Below are 5,759 nucleotides of genomic sequence, written 5' to 3' on the forward strand. Positions count from 1 at the left end.
TGGTATTGCCAGATGCTGCGCCGGGCGCTGCGGCCGAACAGGAAGAAATAGAACACGATGACGTACAGCACCGGGCTCAGTAGCCGCCGCCCCAGGACCCGCACACCGAAGGCGGTGAGCTTCATCAGCCAGAAACTGCCGCGCTCCTGGTGCCCGGCCCAGTGCTCGTTGGATGGGATGTGGCTCATGGACGCCACCGGCGCCAGAGGATCAGCGGCAGGCGCAGCAACATGCCGAAGAACAGCTTGGCGTGCATCTTGGAAATCAGCGCGTTGTCGTGGAACAGGCGAAAGTGCGACAGGCCATCCTGGGGATAGTGCACCCGGGTCGGCAGCCAGTGCATGGGCTGGTTGCGCCAGGACAGGCGTACCAGGATCTCCGGGTCGAAGTCCATGCGCCGCCCCAGTGGCACCGAGTCCAGCAGGGCCAGGGTCGCCGGCAGGGGGTAGACCCGGAAGCCGCACATGGAGTCCGGGATCTGCAGCGACAGGCTGTTGATCCAGACCCAGACGTGGGTCAGGTAGCGCGCGTACAGGCGTCCCTTGGGCACGCTGGCGTCGTACTGTGGATAACCGCAGATCAGCGCTTCGGGGTGGGCCCGGGAGCGTTGGATGAAGTTATCCACATCCGCCAGGTCGTGCTGGCCGTCGGCGTCCACTTGCAGGGCGTGGCTGAAACCCAGTTGCACGGCTTCGCGCAGGCCGGCCATGACCGCGCCGCCCTTGCCCTGGTTAATGGCCAGGCGGATCAGGAACACTTGGTCGAGGCCGGCCAGTTGCTCCAGCACCGCCGCGCATTCGGGGCTGCTGGCGTCGTCCACCAGCACGCAGGGCAGGCCCCGGGCCAGCAGCGCGTCGACCACCGCGGGCACGGCGGTTTCATGGTTGTAGACCGGAATGACGGCGCAGGGCTTATGCATGGAAGCTGGCCCCTGCACGGTAGGAGCTGGCTTGCCAGCGAATCCCAGGTTCAACGCTCGACAACTTATCCACAGCTGGCCTCCAGAACGATCCGCCCGCTGGAGCACGGGGCGCCGTCATTCAGGTAGGCGAAATACAGTTTCTGGCGCTGGACGTCGAAGCGCAGGTTGAGCTGGATGCGGTCGCCGGGGCGTACCAGTTGCTGGAACTTCAGCACTTCCATGCCGGCGAAGCGGCCCGGCAGTTCGAGCAGTTGCTGGCCCAGGGCCAGGGCCCAGTCCACTTGCACCACCCCCGGCAGCACCGGTGTGGCGGGGAAGTGCCCACTGAAATACGCCAGGTCCGGGGGAATCGCCAGTTGCAGTTGCCACTCTTGTTCGTGCTGCACCTGCTCCAGCACTTCCGGCGCCTGCGGGCGAGGCGCCAGGAGCAGGGCCTGGACCTCGGCCCGGGGCAGTTTGCCCTGGTTGTTCAGGGGCATTTGCCGCAGCAGGCGCCAGCGCCGGGGCAGGGCCAGGGCTTCGCAGTGCCGGGACAGGTGCTGGCGCAGGGCCTGGGTCAGGTGGCGTCGGCCCTGGTTGCGCAGGGCATGCAGGCCGGACTCGCTGAGCACCAGCAGGGCACCCAGGTAGGCGCGGTTGTCTTCGATCACCCCCAGGCGCGCTTCCGCGATCCATTCGTGCTGCTCCAGGGCCTGTTCCAGCATGGGCAGGGAGATGCGTTTTTCTTCCAGCTTGACGATGCGGTCCAGGCGGCCCAGCAGCTCGAAGCGGCCGTCAGCGGCGATGCGCGCGGCATCGGCGCTGTGCTCGATATGCCCGGCCGGCAAATAGGGCGAGGCGATCAGCAGCGCGCCGTCGCTGTCCTGGCTCAGGCGCACCTCGGCAAAGGGCTGCCACAGGTCTGGCCCCTGGCGCCAGGCGATACCGCCGGTTTCCGAACTGCCGAGGATTTCCGTCGGCCATTGCTGCAGGCGCTGTTGCAGCCCGCTGGCGGCCTCGGCAGGCAAGGCGCCGCCGGAGGAGAACACCCGCCGCACCGGGCTCAGGGCCGGCCAGTCGAGGTTGTCCCCCATGCGCTTGAGCAGCGCGGGGCTGGCGACCCAGGCGAATGCCGGGCATTCGCGGCTGGCCCGTTGCAGGTCTTCGGGGAACGGCAATTGACGGCGCACGAAGGGACGCCCGGCGCACAGCGGCCAGAGCACGCGGAACAGCAGGCCATAGATATGCTGGGTGGCGACGCTGCCGATGATCCAGGCCGGGCCCAGGTCTGTGCCCCACAGTTGCTCCAGGGCCTGGACCTCATTGGCCAGCTGGCGCAGGTTTTTCTCGATGCGCTTGGGTTCGCCGCTGGAGCCTGAGGTGCACAGGCTCAGCCGGCAGGCGTCCAGGTCCAGTTCGGCCGGCTCCAGAGGCCCCGCCTGCAGTGGCTGCAGGGGCGGGTCCTGGTCGGTCAGCCACAGGTCGACGTCCGCGGCCCAGCGCTGGCGGGTCTGGGCCTGGAGGTCGGCGGGCAGCAACACGCTGACCCCGGCGCGCCAGGCACCCAGCAGGGCCACGGCCAGGTCGACGGCATCTTCCAGGTGCAGCGCCAGGCGTTGCACGCCGCGCTCGTGCAGGGCCGCTGCCAGGCTCAGGGCCCGGGTCTGCAAGCCTTCCAGGTCGATGTCGGGATGGGCGCTGACCACCCGCGGTGCTTGGGTCCTGAGCAATAGCCGCTCAAGGGGAATCCAGTTCATCTACGGCCTCGTACCCGTTGTCGTAAAAGCCACTCAATGGCAAACAGCAAACCCATCAGCCCATAGGCGATCAGGCCGTTGTACAACGTCCACCAGCTCAGCGGCGCCCAGAGGGTCAGGGCGGCGGCGAGCACTCCGTTACAGAGGAAAAACACACTCCAGGCGATGGTCACCTGGCGGGTATAACGTATGGCCTTTTCCGGTAGCTCCGGCTCGCTAAGGCGGGCCAGGCGCTCTGCCACCGGCGGACCGTACTTCAGGCTCAGGCCGAACAGGCCGAGCATGAAGCTGCTGATCAGCACCGGGTACCAGCGCAGCAGCGCAGGGTGATCGAACCACGCCAGCAGCAGGCAGAAGACGATCGCCGCGCCCGCCATCCACAGACTGCCGGGACGGCGTTCGCCGGTCAGCGCCCGGGCCAGCCACAGGCCGCCCAACAGCAGGCCGAATTGCCACGGAGCGAAGTGCTCCATGCCGAAATACACCGCAAAGGGGTAAAGCAGGCCGGCCAGCAACAAGCCCAGGCCGATCAGCCGGCTCATGCGGCCGGCTGGACCAGACGGTAGACCGCCTCGACCACGTCATTGACGGTACGCACCGACTTGAATTCCTCGGCGGCGATTTTCTTGCCGGTCTGACGCTTGATGTGGTCGATCAGGTCGACGGCGTCGATGCTGTCGATTTCCAGGTCCTGGTACAGGTTGGAATCCAGGCTGATGCTGTCGGGCTCAAGCTCGAAGAGTTCGACCAGGGCATCGCGCAGGGTGTTGAAGATGTCGTCACGGGTTTGCATGGTCGGTTCTCAAGCTGCCTGTTTTGCAGTGACGAACGCCGCAAGGCTCGCCACGTTACTGAAGTGGTTGCGGGTGTCCTTGGCGTCGGCGTCGATCTTGATGCCGTACTTCTTCTGGATCGCCAGGCCCAGTTCCAGGGCGTCCACCGAGTCCAGGCCGAGGCCTTCGCCGAACAGGGTCTGATCGTTGCCGATGTCCTGGGCGCTGATGTCTTCGAGGCCCAGGGCGTCGATGATCAGCAGTTTGATTTCAAGCATCAGGTCCGGGTGTGTATCGCTCATCTCTGGCGAGCTCCTTGATGAAATAGTGGTGCAAGTGCTCATTGAGCTTGCGCGAAGCCTGAGGCGCGGGGCCTTGGGCGGCAAAGGTCTGTGGGTCTATATCGGCACCGACGTGAAAACTGAAGTGCACACGGCGTTGCGGAATGCGGTACCAGGGCTCGGCCTTGGTCAGGGTGGTGGGGCTGACCTTGATCACCACCGGGGTAATGATCTTCGCACCCCGCAGGGCAATCGCCGCGGCCCCCCGATGAAAGGCGGGAGCGGCGCCCGGCTGGGTACGGGTGCCCTCGGGAAAGACGATCAGGGTCTGGCCTGCTTGCAGCGCCCCGCAGGCGCTGTCGAGCATGTCCATACTGCCGTCGTTGCTGATGTACTGGGTGGCGCGCACCGGGCCGCGGGTGAAGGGGTTGTCCCAGAGGCTTTGCTTCACTATGCAGTTGGCGTCGCGCACCAGGCCGATCAGGAACACCACGTCGATCAGCGACGGGTGATTGGCGATGATCATCTGCCCCGGACGGCCGAGCAGGTGGGCGCCCTGGACTTCATAGGTGAGCACGCCGCTCTTGGCCATGAAACGGATGAACAGCCAGAACAGCCGACTGACGGTCTTGCGTGCGCGTCGGCTGTGGCTCGCGGCGTCGCCGGGCAGGCAGGCGAGCAGGGGGAAAATCACCAGGCGCAGGCACAAACCACCTATTCCGAACAGTGTAAAGCTCAGACCGGTGGCCAGCAGGCGCCAGTAATAGGCGTTACGGCCCTTGGCGCTCAGCGGTTGCGTTGCCAGGTCCATACACGATTCATCCAGGCATGTTGGCAGAAGGTCTGCGAGCCGAGCAGGGTTCGCAGCAGGTTCAGGGCATGGGGCCACTGGGTCTTGGGGATTTGACCGTCGTGGCTGTCCAGGGACAGTTGCCAGTCGTCGCCTGGGGTCAGCAACAGGCCCAGGGCGTAGGGAAAAGGCACGTCGTCGATCCAGCTGGCATAGGCCTCGGGCGGCTGTTCCTCGGTGATCACCAGCAAGACGTGGGGGGCACCGTCCGCCAGCAGGGTGGCGGCTTCCAGCAGGCCATGTTCCAGGCCGTCACCGGCGGCGGCCAGGGCGGTCATTTCACTGGTTTCGCCACGCATGATCGACCACAGGCCGATCACTGCGTTGTGCACCGAGAGGCTGAACTGAGTGGGCGACAGCGGCTGCTCGGCGGCCAGGTCGCTGAGGATCTCGAAGGTTCGCGGGGTTTCGCCATGCCGGGAAATGAACACCAGCGGCAATTGCTCGAGGCCTTCGGCCAGGGGCCAGCCAACGCTGAAGGCCATGCGCGCCAGGCGACTGAGGCGGCGGCGCTGCATGGCAGGCAGAAAGGACACATCGGGAGCGGCATCGCTGCTCTCAGGCAGGGCCGGCTGACGGCTCCAGGCCTGCCAGGCGTCCACGCTTTCGAGCCCAGGGGCCCACGCACGCCATTGAGCGATGTTGAACTTGATCACTTGATTTCATCCCGCCCCTGCGGGCTTCCTTGACGCGGCGTATCGCTTCGAGTGGCGATTGACCTGGATGACGCAAAGGCGTCAGTGGCGCGCATTATCCCGGTGCGACTGGCTTGTAGCAAATGCTGCTTGGGCTGTTGGTCGCAAAAGCAGATGGATCTGCAGTGATCATGGATATCCATTTGCCACTATCGAGTTGCCTTTTCACCCCAATCCCTCGTCGCCAGGGCCTTGCATGGCGTGTTCCAAGGGTGTTGGACGTCGCGAAACTCTTGTGTTGCCGAGGTAGCTAAGGGGCGGTGAGGACTACTACACTCGGTGATCTTTGATACACGGAGGTTTAGACATGCGGCGTGTGGTGTTCAATCAGAAAGGTGGCGTGGGCAAGTCCAGTATTGCCTGCAATCTGGCGGCGGTCAGCGCCAGCGAGGGTTATCGCACCTTGCTGGTGGACCTGGACGCCCAGGCCAACTCGACCCAGTACCTCACCGGCCTGACCGGCGATGACATTCCCATGGGCATTGCCGATTTCTTCAAGCAG

The 5,759-nt window shown here is 65.2% G+C and carries 8 protein-coding genes and 1 pseudogene; 1 reads left to right on the top strand and 8 read right to left on the bottom strand.

All coding sequences use genetic code 11. The annotated features are described in order from the left end of the window. The 8 genes and pseudogenes from BLX41_RS35160 to BLX41_RS12305 all read right to left on the bottom strand — a co-directional run. Positions 1 to 188, bottom strand: a pseudogene (locus BLX41_RS35160) (LpxL/LpxP family acyltransferase); the annotation flags it as partial. Further along, positions 185 to 919 (bottom strand): glycosyltransferase family 2 protein, encoded by a 735-nt coding sequence (locus BLX41_RS12275; protein WP_123725089.1) that lies wholly within the window; start codon positions 917 to 919, stop codon positions 185 to 187. The pseudogene BLX41_RS35160 and the gene BLX41_RS12275, both read right to left, overlap by 4 nt. Before the next feature lie 65 nt (positions 920 to 984). Beyond that, positions 985 to 2,658: an ApeI family dehydratase gene (locus BLX41_RS12280; protein WP_123725090.1), complete on the bottom strand. Its 1,674-nt coding sequence runs from the start codon at positions 2,656 to 2,658 to the stop codon at positions 985 to 987. Further along, positions 2,655 to 3,200 (bottom strand): COG4648 family protein, encoded by a 546-nt coding sequence (locus BLX41_RS12285; protein WP_123725091.1) that lies wholly within the window; start codon positions 3,198 to 3,200, stop codon positions 2,655 to 2,657. Before BLX41_RS12285 ends, BLX41_RS12280 begins: the two co-directional genes overlap by 4 nt. Continuing rightward, positions 3,197 to 3,451 carry an acyl carrier protein gene (locus tag BLX41_RS12290; protein ID WP_016962653.1) on the bottom strand — a complete coding sequence of 85 codons (255 nt, stop codon included), beginning with the start codon at positions 3,449 to 3,451 and terminating at the stop codon, positions 3,197 to 3,199. Before BLX41_RS12290 ends, BLX41_RS12285 begins: the two co-directional genes overlap by 4 nt. A 9-nt stretch (positions 3,452 to 3,460) precedes the next feature. Further along, the gene (locus tag BLX41_RS12295) at positions 3,461 to 3,733 is read right to left on the bottom strand and encodes a phosphopantetheine-binding protein (protein WP_011058851.1); all 273 of its coding nucleotides are present in this window, start codon (positions 3,731 to 3,733) and stop codon (positions 3,461 to 3,463) included. Next, positions 3,702 to 4,523, bottom strand: a complete 822-nt coding sequence (locus BLX41_RS12300) for a lysophospholipid acyltransferase family protein (RefSeq protein WP_123725092.1) — start codon at positions 4,521 to 4,523, stop codon at positions 3,702 to 3,704. The genes BLX41_RS12295 and BLX41_RS12300 overlap by 32 nt, the downstream gene beginning before the upstream one ends. Continuing rightward, on the bottom strand, positions 4,499 to 5,218 hold the full coding sequence (locus tag BLX41_RS12305; protein WP_123725093.1) for a beta-ketoacyl synthase chain length factor: 720 nt from the start codon (positions 5,216 to 5,218) through the stop codon (positions 4,499 to 4,501). The genes BLX41_RS12300 and BLX41_RS12305 overlap by 25 nt, the downstream gene beginning before the upstream one ends. 346 nt (positions 5,219 to 5,564) lie before the next feature. Here BLX41_RS12305 and BLX41_RS35165 point away from each other — a divergent pair. Continuing rightward, positions 5,565 to 5,759: ParA family protein (locus BLX41_RS35165; RefSeq protein WP_259699030.1), on the top strand; the 195-nt coding region annotated here is incomplete at its 3' end.

The organism is Pseudomonas protegens (assembly GCF_003732485.1).
In the GTDB taxonomy this organism is placed as follows: domain Bacteria; phylum Pseudomonadota; class Gammaproteobacteria; order Pseudomonadales; family Pseudomonadaceae; genus Aquipseudomonas; species Aquipseudomonas protegens_B.

Coding starts and splice junctions, on each gene's coding strand:
- BLX41_RS12300 (WP_123725092.1), bottom strand. CDS start 4,523: ATGGACCTGGCAACGCAACCGCTGAGCGCCAAGGGCCGTAACGCCTAT.
- BLX41_RS12280 (WP_123725090.1), bottom strand. CDS start 2,658: ATGAACTGGATTCCCCTTGAGCGGCTATTGCTCAGGACCCAAGCACCG.
- BLX41_RS12275 (WP_123725089.1), bottom strand. CDS start 919: ATGCATAAGCCCTGCGCCGTCATTCCGGTCTACAACCATGAAACCGCC.
- BLX41_RS12295 (WP_011058851.1), bottom strand. CDS start 3,733: ATGAGCGATACACACCCGGACCTGATGCTTGAAATCAAACTGCTGATC.
- BLX41_RS12290 (WP_016962653.1), bottom strand. CDS start 3,451: ATGCAAACCCGTGACGACATCTTCAACACCCTGCGCGATGCCCTGGTC.
- BLX41_RS12285 (WP_123725091.1), bottom strand. CDS start 3,200: ATGAGCCGGCTGATCGGCCTGGGCTTGTTGCTGGCCGGCCTGCTTTAC.